The 15314-nt window shown below is 71.8% G+C and carries 17 protein-coding genes; 1 reads left to right on the top strand and 16 read right to left on the bottom strand.

What is annotated here, in order from left to right; genetic code table 11:
- Nucleotides 1-83: 83 nt before the first annotated feature.
- From FRZ03_RS37315 to FRZ03_RS37250, 14 genes are all read right to left on the bottom strand, one after another.
- Complete coding sequence (locus FRZ03_RS37315) at nt 84-1709, bottom strand: YifB family Mg chelatase-like AAA ATPase (protein WP_146469519.1); 1626 nt, start codon at nt 1707-1709, stop codon at nt 84-86.
- Nucleotides 1710-2072, bottom strand: a complete 363-nt coding sequence (locus FRZ03_RS37310) for a YraN family protein (RefSeq protein WP_186785821.1) — start codon at nt 2070-2072, stop codon at nt 1710-1712.
- A gap of 126 nt (nt 2073-2198) precedes the next feature.
- A complete protein-coding gene (locus FRZ03_RS37305; RefSeq protein ID WP_043444228.1) occupies nt 2199-2507 on the bottom strand; it encodes a DUF2469 domain-containing protein in 309 nt (102 codons plus the stop codon).
- Nucleotides 2508-2563: 56 nt separating this feature from the next.
- A complete protein-coding gene (locus tag FRZ03_RS37300; RefSeq protein WP_146469515.1) occupies nt 2564-3082 on the bottom strand; it encodes an NUDIX hydrolase in 519 nt (172 codons plus the stop codon).
- Nucleotides 3072-3860, bottom strand: coding sequence for a signal peptidase I (gene lepB, locus FRZ03_RS37295; protein WP_146469513.1), 789 nt, complete (start codon nt 3858-3860; stop codon nt 3072-3074). The genes FRZ03_RS37300 and lepB (FRZ03_RS37295) overlap by 11 nt, the downstream gene beginning before the upstream one ends.
- 111 nt (nt 3861-3971) lie before the next feature.
- The gene (lepB, locus tag FRZ03_RS37290; protein WP_146469511.1) at nt 3972-4973 is read right to left on the bottom strand and encodes a signal peptidase I; all 1002 of its coding nucleotides are present in this window, start codon (nt 4971-4973) and stop codon (nt 3972-3974) included.
- On the bottom strand, nt 4861-5973 hold the full coding sequence (gene lepB / locus FRZ03_RS37285) for a signal peptidase I (protein WP_146469509.1): 1113 nt from the start codon (nt 5971-5973) through the stop codon (nt 4861-4863). Before lepB (FRZ03_RS37285) ends, lepB (FRZ03_RS37290) begins: the two co-directional genes overlap by 113 nt.
- A complete protein-coding gene (gene lepB / locus FRZ03_RS37280) occupies nt 5966-6664 on the bottom strand; it encodes a signal peptidase I (protein ID WP_146469507.1) in 699 nt (232 codons plus the stop codon). The genes lepB (FRZ03_RS37285) and lepB (FRZ03_RS37280) overlap by 8 nt, the downstream gene beginning before the upstream one ends.
- Nucleotides 6665-6709: 45 nt before the next feature.
- The gene (gene rplS, locus FRZ03_RS37275; protein ID WP_070022289.1) at nt 6710-7060 is read right to left on the bottom strand and encodes a 50S ribosomal protein L19; all 351 of its coding nucleotides are present in this window, start codon (nt 7058-7060) and stop codon (nt 6710-6712) included.
- Between the two features lie 134 nt (nt 7061-7194).
- On the bottom strand, nt 7195-8028 hold the full coding sequence (gene trmD, locus FRZ03_RS37270) for a tRNA (guanosine(37)-N1)-methyltransferase TrmD (protein WP_146469505.1): 834 nt from the start codon (nt 8026-8028) through the stop codon (nt 7195-7197).
- The gene (rimM, locus tag FRZ03_RS37265) at nt 8028-8600 is read right to left on the bottom strand and encodes a ribosome maturation factor RimM (protein WP_146469503.1); all 573 of its coding nucleotides are present in this window, start codon (nt 8598-8600) and stop codon (nt 8028-8030) included. The genes trmD and rimM overlap by 1 nt, the downstream gene beginning before the upstream one ends.
- Nucleotides 8601-8704: 104 nt before the next feature.
- Nucleotides 8705-8944 (bottom strand): RNA-binding protein, encoded by a 240-nt coding sequence (locus tag FRZ03_RS37260; RefSeq protein WP_146469501.1) that lies wholly within the window; start codon nt 8942-8944, stop codon nt 8705-8707.
- 5 nt (nt 8945-8949) lie between these two features.
- Nucleotides 8950-9369 carry a 30S ribosomal protein S16 gene (gene rpsP, locus FRZ03_RS37255; RefSeq protein WP_070022292.1) on the bottom strand — a complete coding sequence of 140 codons (420 nt, stop codon included), beginning with the start codon at nt 9367-9369 and terminating at the stop codon, nt 8950-8952.
- A 294-nt stretch (nt 9370-9663) separates the two neighbouring features.
- On the bottom strand, nt 9664-10260 hold the full coding sequence (locus FRZ03_RS37250) for a hypothetical protein (protein WP_070022293.1): 597 nt from the start codon (nt 10258-10260) through the stop codon (nt 9664-9666).
- A gap of 527 nt (nt 10261-10787) precedes the next feature.
- Here FRZ03_RS37250 and FRZ03_RS37245 point away from each other — a divergent pair.
- A complete protein-coding gene (locus tag FRZ03_RS37245; protein ID WP_146469499.1) occupies nt 10788-11630 on the top strand; it encodes a methyltransferase domain-containing protein in 843 nt (280 codons plus the stop codon).
- A gap of 13 nt (nt 11631-11643) precedes the next feature.
- Here FRZ03_RS37245 and ftsH read toward each other — a convergent pair whose 3' ends face one another.
- The gene (gene ftsH / locus FRZ03_RS37240) at nt 11644-13587 is read right to left on the bottom strand and encodes an ATP-dependent zinc metalloprotease FtsH (protein ID WP_146469497.1); all 1944 of its coding nucleotides are present in this window, start codon (nt 13585-13587) and stop codon (nt 11644-11646) included.
- An 89-nt stretch (nt 13588-13676) separates the two neighbouring features.
- The gene (gene ffh, locus FRZ03_RS37235) at nt 13677-15227 is read right to left on the bottom strand and encodes a signal recognition particle protein (RefSeq protein ID WP_146469495.1); all 1551 of its coding nucleotides are present in this window, start codon (nt 15225-15227) and stop codon (nt 13677-13679) included.
- Between the last annotated feature and the right edge of the window lie 87 nt (nt 15228-15314).

Here is a 15314-nt window from a genome sequence, read left to right as displayed (position 1 = left end):
CACCCGCCCGAGCGTGTCCGCGTCCGCGTCCGTGTCCGGCTCCCGGGCCGGGTGCCGGTCCGCTCCGCCCGTGTCGGCGCGGCTCATGTCAGCGCGCCGATGGCCGTCGGGACCCCTCGGGGCACGCCGGTGCGCAGGTGCAGGGCGAGGGCGACGTCGGCCGCGTCCGGGCGGTCGTGTCCGACCAGGTCGGCCACCGTCCAGGCGACGCGCAGCACCCGGTCGATGCCGCGGGCCGTGAGCACGCCCCGCTCCAGACTCCGCTCGGCCTCGTCCATCGCGCCGGTGACGGCCTGGAACCGGCTGCGCAGCTCCCTGCCGGGCACCTCGCTGTTGGTCCGCCAGGGTGTGCCGGCGAGACGGGCGGCCGTCCGCTCCCGGGCCTGCCGTACCCGATCGGCCACGGTCGCCGTGGACTCGCCGCGGGCGCCCGGCGCGGTCAGCTGGGCCCGGCTGACCGGGTCGACCTCGACGCGCAGGTCCACCCGGTCGAGCAGCGGGCCGGAGAGCCGGGCCTGGTAGCGGCGGATCGCCGAGGGCGGGCACTCGCACAGGGCGTCCCGCTGCGAGAAACGGCCGCAGGGACAGGGATTGGCGGCCAGCACCATCAGGAAGCGCGCCGGGAAACGGACCACGCCCGCGCTGCGCGCGATCACCACGTGCCCGGACTCCAGCGGCTGCCGCAGGGCGTCCAGGTTCTGGCTGTGGAACTCGGGGGCCTCGTCAAGAAAGAGCACGCCGCGATGGGCGAGGGAGACCGCGCCCGGGCGGGCGATGCCGGGGCCGCCGCCCACGAGCGACTGCATCGTCGCCGAGTGGTGCGGGGCGCAGTAGGGGGCGACGTCGATGAGCGGTTTGCCCGGTGGCAGCAGCCCGGCCACCGAGTGCACCGCCGTGACCTCCAGGGACTCCTCCCGGGTGAGCCTCGGCAGGACGGCGGGCAGCCGTTCGGCGAGCATCGTCTTGCCCGCGCCCGGCGGGCCTTCCAGGAACAGGTGGTGCCCGCCCGCGGCGGCCACCTCCACGGCCGTACGGGCCGCGGTCTGGCCGATCACGTCGGCCAGGTCGTGCTCGCTCTCGTGCTGGGCGGCGCCGAGGCTGTGCATGCCGGTGGCGGCGCCGGTGCCAGGTACCCGCAGCCCGGCCAGCAGCGGGTCGGGGCGGCCCGGTTCGTCGGGCGCCTCCTCGGGGACGGGCTCCTCGGCGAGCACCGCGATGAGCTGCCGCAGGCTGCGGACGCCGAGCACCGACACACCGGGGACCAGCGCGGCCTCCGCGGCGGCGCACTCGGGCACGACCACCTGGTCGTACCCGGCGTCGGCGGCGGCCAGCACGGCGGGCAGGATGCCGCGCACCGGGCGCACCCGGCCGTCCAGGCCCAGCTCGCCGATCATGACGATGTCGGCGAGGACCCGGGGGTCGATCCGCTCGGCGGCCCCGAGCACCGCGCAGGCCACGGCCAGGTCGAAACCGGAGCCGGCCTTCGGCACCGAGGCGGGGCTGAGGCCGACGGTGAGCTTCTTCTGCGGCCACTCGGCGCCCGAGTTCACCACCGCCGCCCTGACCCGGTCCCGGCTCTCGGACAGGCTCTTGTCGGGGAGGCCGACCAGGGTGAAGGCGGCGACGCCCGGTTCGAGGTCGGCCTGGACCTCCACGACCACGCCCTCGACGCCGACCAGGGCGACGGAGCAGGTACGGGCGAACGCCATTCAGGCCACCCCCCGGGCGTGCTCGACCAGGGGCGCGCCGCGGCCGGGGACGAGGACGCCGACCAGATCGATGCGGACGCCTCCCGGTGGGGCCCCGCCGTGGGCGTGGATCCAGCGTTCGGCCAGGTCGCGCAGTCTGGCGGCCTTCTCGGGGGTCACCGCGGCCATGGGATGTTCGTAGCGGCCGCCCGCGCGGGTCTTGACCTCGCAGACGACCAGGACCTCGCCGTCCCGGGCCACGATGTCGATCTCGCCCCTGCGGCCGGCGCGCCAGTTGCGCGCCAGGACGGTCATCCCGGCCTCGGTCAGCCGCCGGGCGGCCAGGTCCTCTCCGTACCTGCCGATCGCTTCGCGTGCGTTCATGTCGGCACCACCTCCGGCGCCAACGGTCACGCATCCCGGCCCGGCGAGTGGATCTTGGTGGACCGCCGGGCGATTGTGGAGAACTCCCTCACCCCGACGGGTGACGGGACAGGAAGCCGCGGGTCATCAGCCGCCCGGCAGCTCCAGATCGCTCTTGTTCAGCTCCTCGATGTTCACGTCCTTGAACGTGAGCACGCGCACCTGCTTGACGAAGCGGGCCGGCCGGTACATGTCCCAGACCCAGGCGTCGGCCATCGACACCTCGAAGAACACCTCGCCCTGGACCGAGTGCACCTGCATCTCGTAGTCGTTGGTGAGGTAGAAGCGCCGTTCCGTCTCGATCACGAATTTGAACAGACCGACGACATCTCGGTACTCCCGGTAGAGCTTCAGCTCCATCTCGGTCTCGTACTTCTCGAGGTCCTCGGCGCTCATGGCATGTTCCCCTTCAGCCGTGCGATCCCCCCATTGTGCGCCAGTTCCACCGGCCCTCAGACGATTTCGGTGTCAAGGGTCACGGGGCCGGCCGGGGGACCCTCGTCGAGCAGCGTGCGCAGCAGCTCGGCGAGTCTGGTCGGATACACCGTCTCATGTGCCCGGGTCAGTTCCCGGCACGTCCACCAACGTGCTCCGACGACGCTGCGCCGCTCCAGTTCGGTCAGGCCCGTGGCCGCGGTCGCGGTCTGGGTCGTACGGGCCAGGTAGTACCACTCGTCCTGGTCCCAGCGGCGGCCCGCGAACGGGAAGGAGCAGCGGCGCCGCCACAGCACCGGGCCGAGCTCGACCTCGGTGATGCCGGTCTCCTCGGCGAGTTCCCGCAGCGCGGCCTCGGCGCGGGTCTCGGCGCCCTCCACGCCGCCGCCGGGGGTGAACCACCAGTCGTCGGCGGGGTCGTCGGGCTCGTGGCCGTGCAGCAGGAGGATGCGGTCCTCGGGGTCGAGGAGGACCACGCGGGCGACCTTGCGCAGGCCGCCCTCGTAGGACTGCTCGGGTGCGGTCTCAGCGGACACCGGGCGCCTCCGTGCCGGCGGCGCGGGCCCGGGAGCGGCCCGCGCGCTTGGCGATCGGGCCGTAGGCGCCGCCGCCGAGGACCAGGACGGCGCCGACGACGATCAGCAGCCCGATGGTGCGCAGCGGCCCCGGCTGGGAGAGCGGGCCGAGCGTCTCGAAGCCGGTGGGACGGCCCAGCATGCCCTTCCAGGGCCAGACGACGGCGTCCACGCGGGCCCGCACCGCGTCGGCGGCGACGGTGCCCTTGGCGGCGTCCGTGAGGTGGGCGGTGGAGTCCAGGGAGCCCTGGCGTTCGTCGCCGAGCAGGAAGAGCCGGCCCCGGGGGACGGTCACGGTCGGGAAGTTCTGGTTCTCGGCCAGGCTGCCCTTGGGCAGGTACGGCTCCTGGATCTGCTTGCCGTTGACGGTCAGCTTGCCGTCGGTGCAGCAGGAGACGGTGTCGCCGCCGACCGCCACCACGCGCTTGACCACGAGGGAGCCGGTGACCCAGCTGCTGTCACGGAAGACGACCACGTCACCGCGGCGCACCTCGCCGCCGTCCACGCGCTCGGCGAGCACGCGGTCGCCGGCGTCGATGGTGGGCGTCATGGAGCTGGTGGGCACGGTGTACGGCCGGTAGCTCACGGCCGCCCAGGCGAAGCCGCCGAGGAACAGCACCAGGCCCAGGGCCACGGCCACCCCGGACAGCCGGTGCCCGAGCCGGCTGCCGCCGGCCGGTGCCGTCCCGGTGCCACCGCCGCTGTGCGGGGCCGTACGCGTCGTGCTCTCGCCACCCATGGACCCGCACCCTACCTGTCGGTACCGAGCGGGGTCAGCCCCTCCTTCACCAGCGGGGGCAGAGCTTCCCCGGAGCTTCACACGGGGACCGGGTCCAGGGCGGCGACGGGTTCAGCGCCGTCCGCTCGTCGCCTTCGACAGGACGTCGGACCGCAGCCGGTCGGCGCGCCGGCGCCGCCAGACGACGACCGGCGCGACGGCCGCGACGGCGATGCCCTCGGGGGCGACCGTCAGCGAGGCCGCCGAGGAGGCCTGCTGGTTGTTCAGGCCGGGCTGGTCGAAGGTGTCCGGGACGGGCAGGGTGCCCCAGCGGCCGATGGGCCAGGCCTTGACGATGGCGCGGCCGACGACCTTGTCCACGGGCACGAAGCCGTGGTTCCTGTCGTTCTGGTTGTAGCGCGAGTCGCGGGAGTTCTGGCGGTGGTCGCCCATCACCCAGATGAAGCCCTTGGGGACCTTCACCTTGAACTGGCCGCCCTGGTCGTCCAGGCTGCACGGCGTGTTGCCGGGGTAGACGTACGGCTCGTTCAGCGCCTTGCCGTTGACCAGCAGCGGGCCCGAGTTCTTGCACTCGATGGTGTCGCCGCCGACCCCGATCACCCGCTTGATCAGGTCCTTCTCATTGGCCGACGGCATCAGCCCGATCCAGCTGAGGACCTTCTGCACCGCGTTCGGGTTCGGCGCGGGCTCGCCCTCCAGCCAGTTGTCGGGGTCGTGGAAGACGACGACCTCGCCGCGCTCGGGCTTGGAGCCGAACCACGGTGTCAGCTTGTCGACCAGGACCCGGTCACCCACCTGGAGGGTGTTCTCCATGGAGGCCGAGGGGATCGAGAACGCCTGCACCAGGAACGTCTTGATCAGCAGCGCCAGGACCAGCGCGATCACGATCAGGATCGGCAGCTCCTTCCAGAAGGAGCGCGGCTTGCCCGGCGGCGGCGCGGACTCACCCGCACCGGCGCCCCGTCCGTCGCCCGGCATGCCGTCGTCTCCCGCCGTCGCGTCATTCCCGGTGGTCATGGCGCCGTCCGAGTCCGAGCCGTTCGCCTCCGCGGGGTTTCCGCGGTGCTCCTCGCCGTCGTGTCCCGACCGTGCGCCAACCGCCACATCCCCCACGCCAACTCCTTACTCCGTGCCGCCGCCCGCGCCACAGACGGCGCAGGCCCACCACTCCCATAACGAGCGGGAGTTCCGCAGGGGTCGGGAGCCGGGTCATTCCGTTCGGATTCTCGTGGTCAACCCTATGCGACAGGGGCGGGGCCGCAGCCGTCCGCGTCCCGGCCCGGTCAACGCTTGCAAAGGTTTTAGGTTCCTCCAGGCGCGTCCAGTGGCCGATCGGCCAGCCGATCCACATGGCGCGGCCGACCACCGAATCCAGCGAGACCGTTCCGCCGTACGGGGAGTCCCGGTGGAAGCGGGAGTCCGCGGAGTAGGCGCGGTGGTCGCCCATCACCCACAGCCGGCCCTTGGGGACGGTGATGTCGAAGGGCGTGGCGGAGGGCGCGTTGCCCGGGTAGAGGTAGTCCTTCTCGTCGAGCGGGACGCCGTTGACCGTGATGCGGCCCTTGGCGTCGCAGCACCTCACATGGTCGCCGCCGACCCCGATGACCCGTTTGATCAGGTCCTTCTCGTTGTCGGACGGCAGCAGCCCGATGAAGCTCAGACCTTCCTTGAGCTGTTTGAGGACGACCGGGTCGGAGGTGGACGTGGTCTGTTCGCCGTCCAGCCAGCCGCCCGGGTCCCGGAAGACCACGACGTCCCCGCGGTGCGGCTCGGCGCCGAACCAGGGGGTGAGCTTGTCGACCAGGACGCGGTCGCCGATCCGGATCGTCTGCTCCATGGAGCCGGACGGGATCACGAACGCCTGGACGAGGAAGGTCTTCAGGACCAGTGCGATGAGGACCGCGACTCCCACCAGAAGGGGGATCTCCCGAACGGCCGAGCGTCTGCGCTTGCGTTTGACCTTGCGCTGGAGCTTGCGCCGTTCGGCGCGGGTCCGGCCGCCGGGCGAGGTGCGGCGGGTCCCGCCGGACGCGGGCGCGCGGCGGCCCTTGGCGGGCCGCTGACGGCCGGCGGGGGTGCCGGAACCGGCGCGCTGCCTGGCGCGGCTACCCATGGGCGCCACCCGCCGCGGCGGGCACGCGCGCGTAGGCGGGCGGCCGGGTCAGGTGCGTCCAGTGGGAGTACGGCCAGACGATCCAGTCGGCCCGGCCGATGACGTCGCCGACGGGGATCATGCCGCCGCCGGGCGAGCCGAGGTGGTCGCGGGAGTCGCTGGAGTCGCTGCGGTGGTCGCCGAGGACGAAGAGGGTGCCGGGCGGCACCACGATGTCGAAGGGCACGCTGGAGGCGCTGTCCCCGGGGTAGAGGAACGCCGACTCGTCGACCGCGCGGCCGTTCACCTCGATCCTCCCCTGCTCGGTGCAGCAGACCACGTGGTCCCCGCCCACCCCGACGACGCGTTTGATGTAGTCGCCGTCCCCGAAATACCCGGTTCCGTCGAACACAATCACGTCCCCGCGGCCGGGCCCGGCACCGAAACGGTAGGCCAGTTTGTCGACGAGGACGCGGTCGCCGATCCGCAGCCCCTGCTCCATGGATCCGCTGGGGATCTGGAAGGGCTGCACCACGAAGGTGCTCAGCAGGAGCAGGAACGCCAGGCAGGCGAAGAGGGTGAGGGTGACACGGCCGCCGGGCAGCCACTCGGCGATCCGCGTCGGCAACGAGGAACGCGACCGCTCCTCCGGACCCGGGGATTGTGGGCGGGAGGGGCGGTCGCGTTCCGTCGGCTGTGCTTCGGTGTCCATCGGGGCGAGATGTTATCCGGCCCCGCTGTGACTCCGGGGAAGCGCTCAGCTCTCGCGCTTCTCCTTGATCTTCGCGGCCTTGCCGCGCAGCTCACGGAGGTAGTACAGCTTGGCGCGGCGCACGTCACCACGGGTGACCAGCTCGATCTTCTCGACGATCGGGGTGTGCACCGGGAAGGTGCGCTCGACGCCGACGGAGAACGAGACCTTGCGGACCGTGAAGGTCTCGCGGACACCGGAGCCCTGGCGACGGATCACCACGCCCTTGAACTGCTGCACACGGGAGCGGTTGCCCTCGATGACGCGGACGTGCACGTTGACGGTGTCACCCGGGCGGAAGGCCGGGATGTCGCTGCGCAGCGACGCGGCGTCGACGGTGTCGAGCAGGTGAGACATTTCGTCTGCTTTCTTCGCTGATGCCACAGGTCATCAACGGGAGGTAGATGTACAGGAAGTCGCCGTGCGGGTCGGGACGCGCGTCGTGTCCCCCTGTGGCAGGGGCGCACGCCGGACGGACGCACAACAGCGGTCTATTCTTCCATGCCGCCGGGCCGGCGCCAAAATCGGCCGTACGGGTGGCCGTCCGGGTCCGGTTCCCAGCCCAGGATGGACAGCATCTCGCGGTCCTTCTTGTCGAACGCCTTGGGGTCGCAGCGTTCGATCAGGTCGGGCCGGTTGCGGGTGGTGCGCCGCAGGGCCTCGTCGCGGCGCCAGCGGGCGATCTTCCCATGGTGGCCGCTGAGCAGCACCTCCGGGATGTCCCGGTCGCGCCAGACGGGCGGCTTGGTGTAGACGGGGCCTTCCAGCAGGTTGGCCATGGCGCCCGGGGCGAAGGAGTCGTCGCGGTGGGACTCGGCGTTGCCGAGGACCCCGGGCAGCAGCCGGGCGACGGCCTCGGTGACGACGAGGACAGCCGCCTCGCCGCCGGCCAGGACGTAGTCGCCGATGGAGACCTCGTACACGGGCATCCGGGTGGCGTACTCGTCGAAGACCCGCCGGTCGATGCCCTCGTAGCGGGCCGGGGTGAAGATCAGCCAGGGCCGCTCGGAGAGTTCCACGGCCAGTTCCTGGGTGAAGGGGCGGCCGCTGGGGGTGGGGACGATCAGCGCGGGCGCGTGGGCGCCGCTCTCGTAGCCGTCGGCGAGGACGGTGTCCAGGGCCTCGCCCCAGGGCTCGGTCTTCATGACCATGCCGGGGCCGCCGCCGTACGGCGTGTCGTCGACCGTGTTGTGCCGGTCGTACGTCCATCCCCGCAGGTCGTGGACGTGCACGGCGAGCTGTCCGCGGTGCCGGGCCTTGCCGACGAGGGAGACGTTCAGCGGGTCCAGGTACTCGGGGAAGATCGTGACGACGTCGAGGCGCATCACGACTCGTCCCCCGGCGCGCGCGGCTCGTCCGCCGGCTCGCGGCTCGACGCGATCTCGGCGCGGTCGTCGATCAGACCGGGCGGGGGCGTGATGACGGCCCGCTGCTCCTCCAGGTCGATCTCGGTGACGATCTCCTCCACGAAGGGGATCATGACCTCGGTGCCGTCCGGGCGCTCGACGATGAACAGGTCCTGCGAGGGCAGGTGCGAGATCTCGGTGATCCGGCCGACCTCCACACCGTCCTCGGTGACCACGTCGAGGTCCATGAGCTGGTGGTCGTAGTACTCGTCCTCGCCCTCGGGCAGTTCCTCGGGGTCCACCTCGGCGATCAGCAGGGTGTTCCGCAGGGCCTCGGCGCCGTTGCGGTCGGTGACGCCCTCGAAGCGCAGGAGCAGACGGCCGCTGTGGACGCGGCCCGTCTCGATGGTCAGCGGTCCCGCGGAGGCGGGATCCGTGGCGAGTACGGCGCCGGGGGCGAGTCTGAGCTCCGGCTCGTCGGTACGTACCTCGACGGTGACCTCGCCCTTGATGCCATGGGCACGGCCGACCCGTGCGACTACCAGCTGCACCTGTCCAATTCTCCTGTCATCTCCTGCGTGTGTCCTGCTCATACGACTGCGGGCCGGGGACGGCCGAGTGGCCCTCCCCGGCCCGAGCCGGTTGCTTTGAAGCGTCAGCGGACGGTGTCCACGTCGACCAGGTCGACGCGGACACCGCGACCGCCGATGGCGCCCACGACGGTACGCAGAGCGCGCGCGGTACGGCCGTTGCGGCCGATCACCTTGCCGAGGTCGTCGGGGTGGACCCGGACCTCCAGCACGCGCCCGCGGCGCAGGTTGCGCGAGGCGACCTGCACATCGTCAGGGTTGTCGACGATGCCCTTCACGAGGTGCTCAAGCGCCTCTTCGAGCATGCTGCTCAGGCCTCGGTCGACTCGGACTCAGCCGCGGCCTCGTCCTTCTTCTCAGCCTTCTTCTTCTGGGTGATGGCCTCACCCTTGGCCTCGTCGTCACCGCCGAGGGCCTCGAACGACGGACGGGCCGGCTTGGGCTCGGCGACGAGCAGCGGCGCGGGAGCCGGCTCGCCCTTGAACTTCTGCCAGTCGCCGGTCTTCTTGAGGATGGCGAGGACGGGCTCGGTCGGCTGGGCGCCGACGCCGAGCCAGTACGCCACGCGCTCGGCGTCCACCTCGATGACCGACGGGTTGTAGGTCGGGTGGTACTTGCCGATCTCCTCGATGGCCCGGCCGTCACGGCGGGTACGGGAGTCGGCGACGACGATGCGGTAGTGAGGCGAACGGATCTTGCCCAGACGCTTCAGCTTGATCTTGACTGCCACGGGAGTGGGTTCTCCTGGATTTGACGTGGTAGGGCACGGCGAGCTGCCGCGTGGGGTTGCGGTACCCGAGTGCCCGATGGACGCGTCAGCCGGAGGAGAGAGGGGTCCTGTGCGGCTGTCGAGTACAGCTAGCCATTGTGCCATACCCGGCGAGTCGCTCCCGGCCGCGGGGGTGGGCCGCGGCCGGGCACGCGCGCGTGGCCCCGCGCCCCGCCGGCCTGGGGTCGCCGACGGGACGCGGGACGGGGTCGTGGTGTGGGGTCCGGCACCCACGAGATGCCGGGGAGGACGAGGTCAGGCCGCGCCGGCGATCTCGGGGATGCGGAAGGGTTTGCCGCAGCCGCCGCAGACGATGGGAGCCTGGGCGAGGACCGAGGGGACCACGCGGACGTTGCGACCGCAGTCGCAGACGGCCTTGACGCGGACACCACCACCGGAGGAGCCGTGCCGGGCGGCCGGGCCACGGAAGGTGCGGGAGGTGTCCTCCGTCGTCGCCGCCGAGTGCGCCTTCAGGGCGCGCTGGAGGCGTTCGATGGTCGGGCGGTAGCGTCGCTTCGCCTCGGGGTTGAGCGTGACCAGGGAGAAGCCGCTGCTCGGATGCGGCTCCTCCGGGTGGTCGAGGCCCAACTCCTCGGCGATCGCGAGGAACCGGCGGTTGTGGTAGCGGCCGGCCCGGGAGGTGTCGCGGACCCCGCGCGCGGCGGCGATGCCGTGGACTGCCTCATGGAGCAGCCGTTCGAAGGAGAGCTCGTGTCCGCACGCGGACGACGACTCCCCGATCAGGGACTCTGGCGCGGCAAGGTCCGGCAGCTCGGGGTGGTACCGCTGAATGTCGGCCCACGCCTGTGCCAGCTCTGCGGCGAGAACAGGTGGTGTCTGTGTCGTGCTCACGTAATGACAACGAGCGGAGGGCACGCTGTGTTCCTATTCCGGGGCATCCCAAATAATTTGCACGTACCCGTCAGTTGCCGCTGATGCGTCCTGACGAGGGCGGGTGCGCTGATCTGCGGAGAAGCCTCACAGCTCCTCCCAAGCCGGTGCGTAGACGGCACTACGATCCGCCCAGTACGCCCTGTCGCGACGCTGGTCGGCGGATGCGCAAGGGGCGATTCGGCCGCTCTTGACGCCAAGTCGCTCCTTGGTCGGCGCCCGTGACGGTCGTGACGTTACCGTGCGCGACCGCACCTCCCGGCACCGGCCCGTCCTCCGGCGTGCACACCGTAGGGCCACCCAGGTTGCCGGGATGTGAATTCTCGCCACACCCGCGCCAGGTACCCGAGCGATCCCCCACGCCCCCTGGACGGGACCGCGCGCCCGGAGTTACCTGGCATACGTGGAACGTGCGCACGCACGGACACGGGGGGGCCACGCACGACCCGGCACAGCGGCGGACCGTCGGCGGATGGGAGCGCTTGTCCATGACAGCTTCGCTCGTGCGGCACCGGCCGCCGCACCCGGACACCGAGACCCGGCAGAGCCCGAGGGCACGCGCGCGGGACTGGGCCGAGATCCAGGAGCGGATGCTCGTGCCGCTCCACGAGGCCGTCCTCGAACGGCTCGACGTCGGCCCGGACACCCGTCTGCTGGGCCTGCGCTGCGGCTCCGGGCTCGCCCTGCTGCCCGCCGCCGCGCGCGGCGCCGCGGTCACCGGTGTCGACTCCTGCCCCGAACTGCTCGCCCTCGCCCGCGAACGGCTGCTGCCCGCGGACCGGGACGGCGCGGGCGCGCGGGCGGAGTTGTGCGCGCGGGTCCCGCGCGCCTCGGACAACGCCCCGTTCGATCTCGTGACCCTCTTCGAGCCGGTGCGCCGGCCCGCGGACGACCGGGAGGAGCCCGCCCGGCTGCTGGCCGAGGCGCTGCCGCTCGCCGCCCGGGGTGCCGCCGTGGTGCTGGCCGGATGGGGCCCGCCGGAACGCTGCGCCACCTCCTCGGTGCTGGCGGTGGCGGCGAAACTGGCCGATCCTTTGCGCAGGGCCGACGGCCGGCGGCCGGGCGGACGGGACGACCTGGAGGAGACCGCCCGGCGGGCAGGGCTGCGGCCGGACGGCTCCGGGCGGGTCTCCTGCCCCTTCGGCTACGCCGACCCGGACAGCGCGGTGCGCGGACTGCTCGCCACGGGGCTGTTCGACGCGGCCGCCCGGGCGACCGACGCCAGACAGGTCGACAAGGAGCTGGCCGAGGCCCTGCACCCCTACATCCGTCCGGACGGCACCGTCCGGATGCCCAACGTCTTCCGCTACCTGATCGCCCGCCTCCCCTGAAGGCCCCGTTCCCTCACCGGGCCTCCTCGGCGCCCTTGGCGAGCCGGGTGACCCCCGCGATCCGGTACGCGTCCGCCTCCTCCAGCGTCTCGTGCTCCAGCAGCGCCCCCGCCAGCGCGTCCAACTGCCCTCGGTGGTCGCGGAGTTTGCGGCGTGCCTCGTCGTAGCACTCGTCCACGATCCGCCGCATCTCGGCGTCGATGACGTCCAGGGTCTGCGGGGCGGCGGCCAGCCCGTAGGCCTGCTGGGCGTCGCTCGGCAGGGCCGACAGCCGGCCGACGCGCTCGCTCATGCCCCAGCGGGCCACCATCCCGCGCGCGATGCTGGTGACCTGCTCCAGGTCGCTCTCCGCGCCCGTGGTGACCACGCCGTAGACGACCTCCTCGGCGGCCATGCCGCCCAGCGCGCCGATGATCCGGCCGCGCAGGTACTCCTCGGAGTGCGCGTACCGCTCCACCTCCGGCGTGGACATCGTCACCCCGAGCGCCCGCCCGCGCGGGACGATGGTGATCTTGCGGACCGGGTCCGCGCCCGGTTGCAGCATGCCGAGCAGCGCGTGACCGCTCTCGTGGTACGCCGTACGGCGCCGGTCCTCCTCCGGCATCACCAGCGTGCGCTCGGCGCCCAGCTGGACCTTCTCCAGCGCCTCGGACAGGTCCGCGGCGGTCACCCGGTCCTGCTTGCGCTTGACCGCGAGCAGCGCGGCCTCGTTGGCGAGGTTCGCCAGGTCCGCGCCGGTCATCCCGGGGGTCGTCCGCGCCAGCCGGGCCAGGTCGACGTCCGGGGCGAGCGGCACGTCCCGGGTGTGGATGCGCAGGATCGCCTCCCGGCCCGAGCGGTCCGGCGGGGCCACGCTGACCACCCGGTCGAAACGGCCGGGACGGGTCAGCGCCGGGTCCAGGATGTCCGCGCGGTTGGTCGCCGCGATGACGATCACGCCCTCCGAGCCGGAGAAGCCGTCCATCTCGGTGAGGATCTGGTTGAGCGTCTGCTCCCGCTCGTCGTGGCCGCTCATCGCCGTGCTGCCGCTGCGCGCCCGGCCGATGGTGTCGATCTCGTCGATGAAGATGATGGACGGCGCCACCTTGCGGGCCTCGGCGAACAGCTCCCGCACCCGGGACGCGCCCACACCGACGATCATCTCGATGAACTCCGACGCGGACGCGGAGAAGAACGGCACCCCGGCCTCCCCCGCGACCGCCCGTGCGAGCAGCGTCTTCCCGGTGCCCGGCGGGCCCGCGAGCAGCACCCCGCGCGGCAGCTTCGCGCCCATCCGGCGGTAGGCGTCCGGGTGCTCCAGGAAGTCGACGACGTCGTCCAGTTCGCCCTTGACCTCGTCGATGCCGGCCACGTCCGCGAAGGTGGTGCGCTCCCCCGGCGTGGGGCCGACCGGCCGGGGCGGCGCCCGGCGGCCGAACAGACCGCCCGCGCCCCCGGACAGCGCCCCGCCGAGCCGCCGGGCGAAGAAGACCCACACGGCGACCAGGATCAGGATCGGGATCAGGGAGAGCAGCAGGTTGGACAGGAAGCTGCGCTCCTGGACCACCGGCCGCGCGGTCACCGTGACGCCGTGGCTGCTCAGGTTCTGCCACAGCCGGTCGTCCGCGAACGCCGGGCGCTGGGTCTTGAAGCGGGTGTACCGGCCGCCGCCCTCGGGGTTGTTCCGGGCGCTCTTGAGCTGTCCCTGGATCGCGTCGCCCTTGGAGTAGATCGTGGCGACATTGCCCTCGGAGACCTGTCGGCTGAACTCGGTGTAGGAGATCGTCGGCTGGTTGCCCTGGCCGAGGTAGTTCAGGCCGACCCAGGCCAGCAGGAAGACGATCAACGCGGTGACCAGCAGTCCCCACCACTTGCCGCCCCGGAGCCCTCCGCCGCCGGAGCGCGGGGGCCCCTCGGGGGTGCCCTCGGCACGCCACGGCTGCTCCGGGTCCTTGCGCGGGGGCGCCGCATTGCTCATACAGGGACGTTACGGCAGATGACCGGACACGGCACATGCGCAAGGGCGCCCCCTCGTCCGAGGAGGCGCCCTTCGGGGCCGTACGGCCGTCAGCCCATGAACTTCTTGAACTCGTCCGGCAGCTCGAACTCCTGGCCGCCCTGCTGGGGCAGCCCGAACGCGTTCCCGCCCTGCGCTGCGGCCTCGCGGCGCTGGGCCTCCTCCAGCTCCTGCTGCTTGCGCTTCATCGGGTTGCCGGAGCGCTGCTTGCCCTTGGCCTTCTTCTGCTGCTTCTTCTGCCGGCCGGGGCCGCCGCCCATGCCCGGGATGCCGGGCATGCCGGGCATGCCACCGCCCTGGGCCATCCGGGACATCATCTTGCGGGCCTCGAAGAACCGTTCGACCAGGTTCTTCACCGCGCTGACCTCGACGCCGGAACCCTTGGCGATACGGGCGCGGCGGGAGCCGTTGATGATCGTCGGGTCCTGGCGCTCGCCGGGGGTCATCGACTTGATGATCGCGGCGGTGCGGTCGACGTCGCGCTCGTCGATGTTCTGGATCTGCTCCTTGATCTGGCCCATGCCCGGGAGCATGCCGAGCAGCTTGGAGATGGAGCCCATCTTGCGGACCTGCTCCATCTGGGCCAGGAAGTCGTCCAGGGTGAAGTCCTGGCCCTTCTTGGACGCCAGCTTCGAGGCCATCTTGGCGGCCTCTTCCTGGCTGAAGGTCTTCTCCGCCTGCTCGATCAGGGTGAGCAGGTCGCCCATGTCGAGGATGCGGGAGGCCATCCGGTCCGGGTGGAACGCGTCGAAGTCGTCCAGCTTCTCGCCGTTCGACGCGAACATGATCGGCTTGCCGGTGATCTGCCGGATCGACAGGGCGGCACCACCGCGGGCGTCGCCGTCGAGCTTGGACAGCACCACGCCGTCGAAACCGACGCCGTCGCGGAAGGCCTCGGCGGTGTTGACCGCGTCCTGACCGATCATCGCGTCGACGACGAAGAGGATCTCGTCCGGGGAGACGGCGTCGCGGATGTCCGCGGCCTGCTGCATCATCTCCTGGTCGATGCCGAGACGGCCGGCGGTGTCCACGATCACGATGTCGTGGACCTTGGACTTCGCGAACTCGAGGGAGTCCTTGGCGACCTTCACCGGGTCGCCGACGCCGTTGCCGGGCTCCGGGGCGTAGACGGCCACGCCCGCGCGCTCGGCGACGACGCTGAGCTGGTTGACCGCGTTGGGCCGCTGGAGGTCGCAGGCGACCAGCAGCGGGGAGTGGCCCTGCTCCTTGAGCCAGCGGCCGAGCTTGCCCGCGAGGGTGGTCTTACCGGCACCCTGGAGACCCGCGAGCATGATGACGGTGGGCGGCTGCTTGGCGAAGCGCAGGCGCCGGGTCTCGCCGCCGAGGATGGTCACGAGCTCGTCGTTGACGATCTTCAGGACCTGCTGCGCCGGGTTCAGCGCCTTGGAGACCTCGGCGCCGAGGGCACGCTCCTTGACGTTCTTGATGAACGTGCGGACGACAGGAAGGGCCACGTCCGCTTCGAGGAGCGCGATGCGGATCTCGCGTGCCGTGGCGTCGATGTCCGCCTCGGACAACCTGCCCTTGCCGCGGAGGTTTTTGAAAGTCGCGCTGAGGCGGTCGGAGAGGGTATCGAACACGGTGGCGTCGGTCCTCGGGGTCGGAGTGGTCTGGGCTGCCCTCCAGGGTATCCGGCCCGGCGGGGCATCAGTCCCCGCCCGCCGCAT

It is taken from the genome of Streptomyces misionensis (assembly GCF_007896895.1).
Classification (GTDB): Bacteria; Actinomycetota; Actinomycetes; order Streptomycetales; family Streptomycetaceae; genus Streptomyces; species Streptomyces misionensis_A.
Note: the sequence above shows the minus strand (reverse complement) of the source record. Positions and strands in the feature narration are given on the sequence as shown.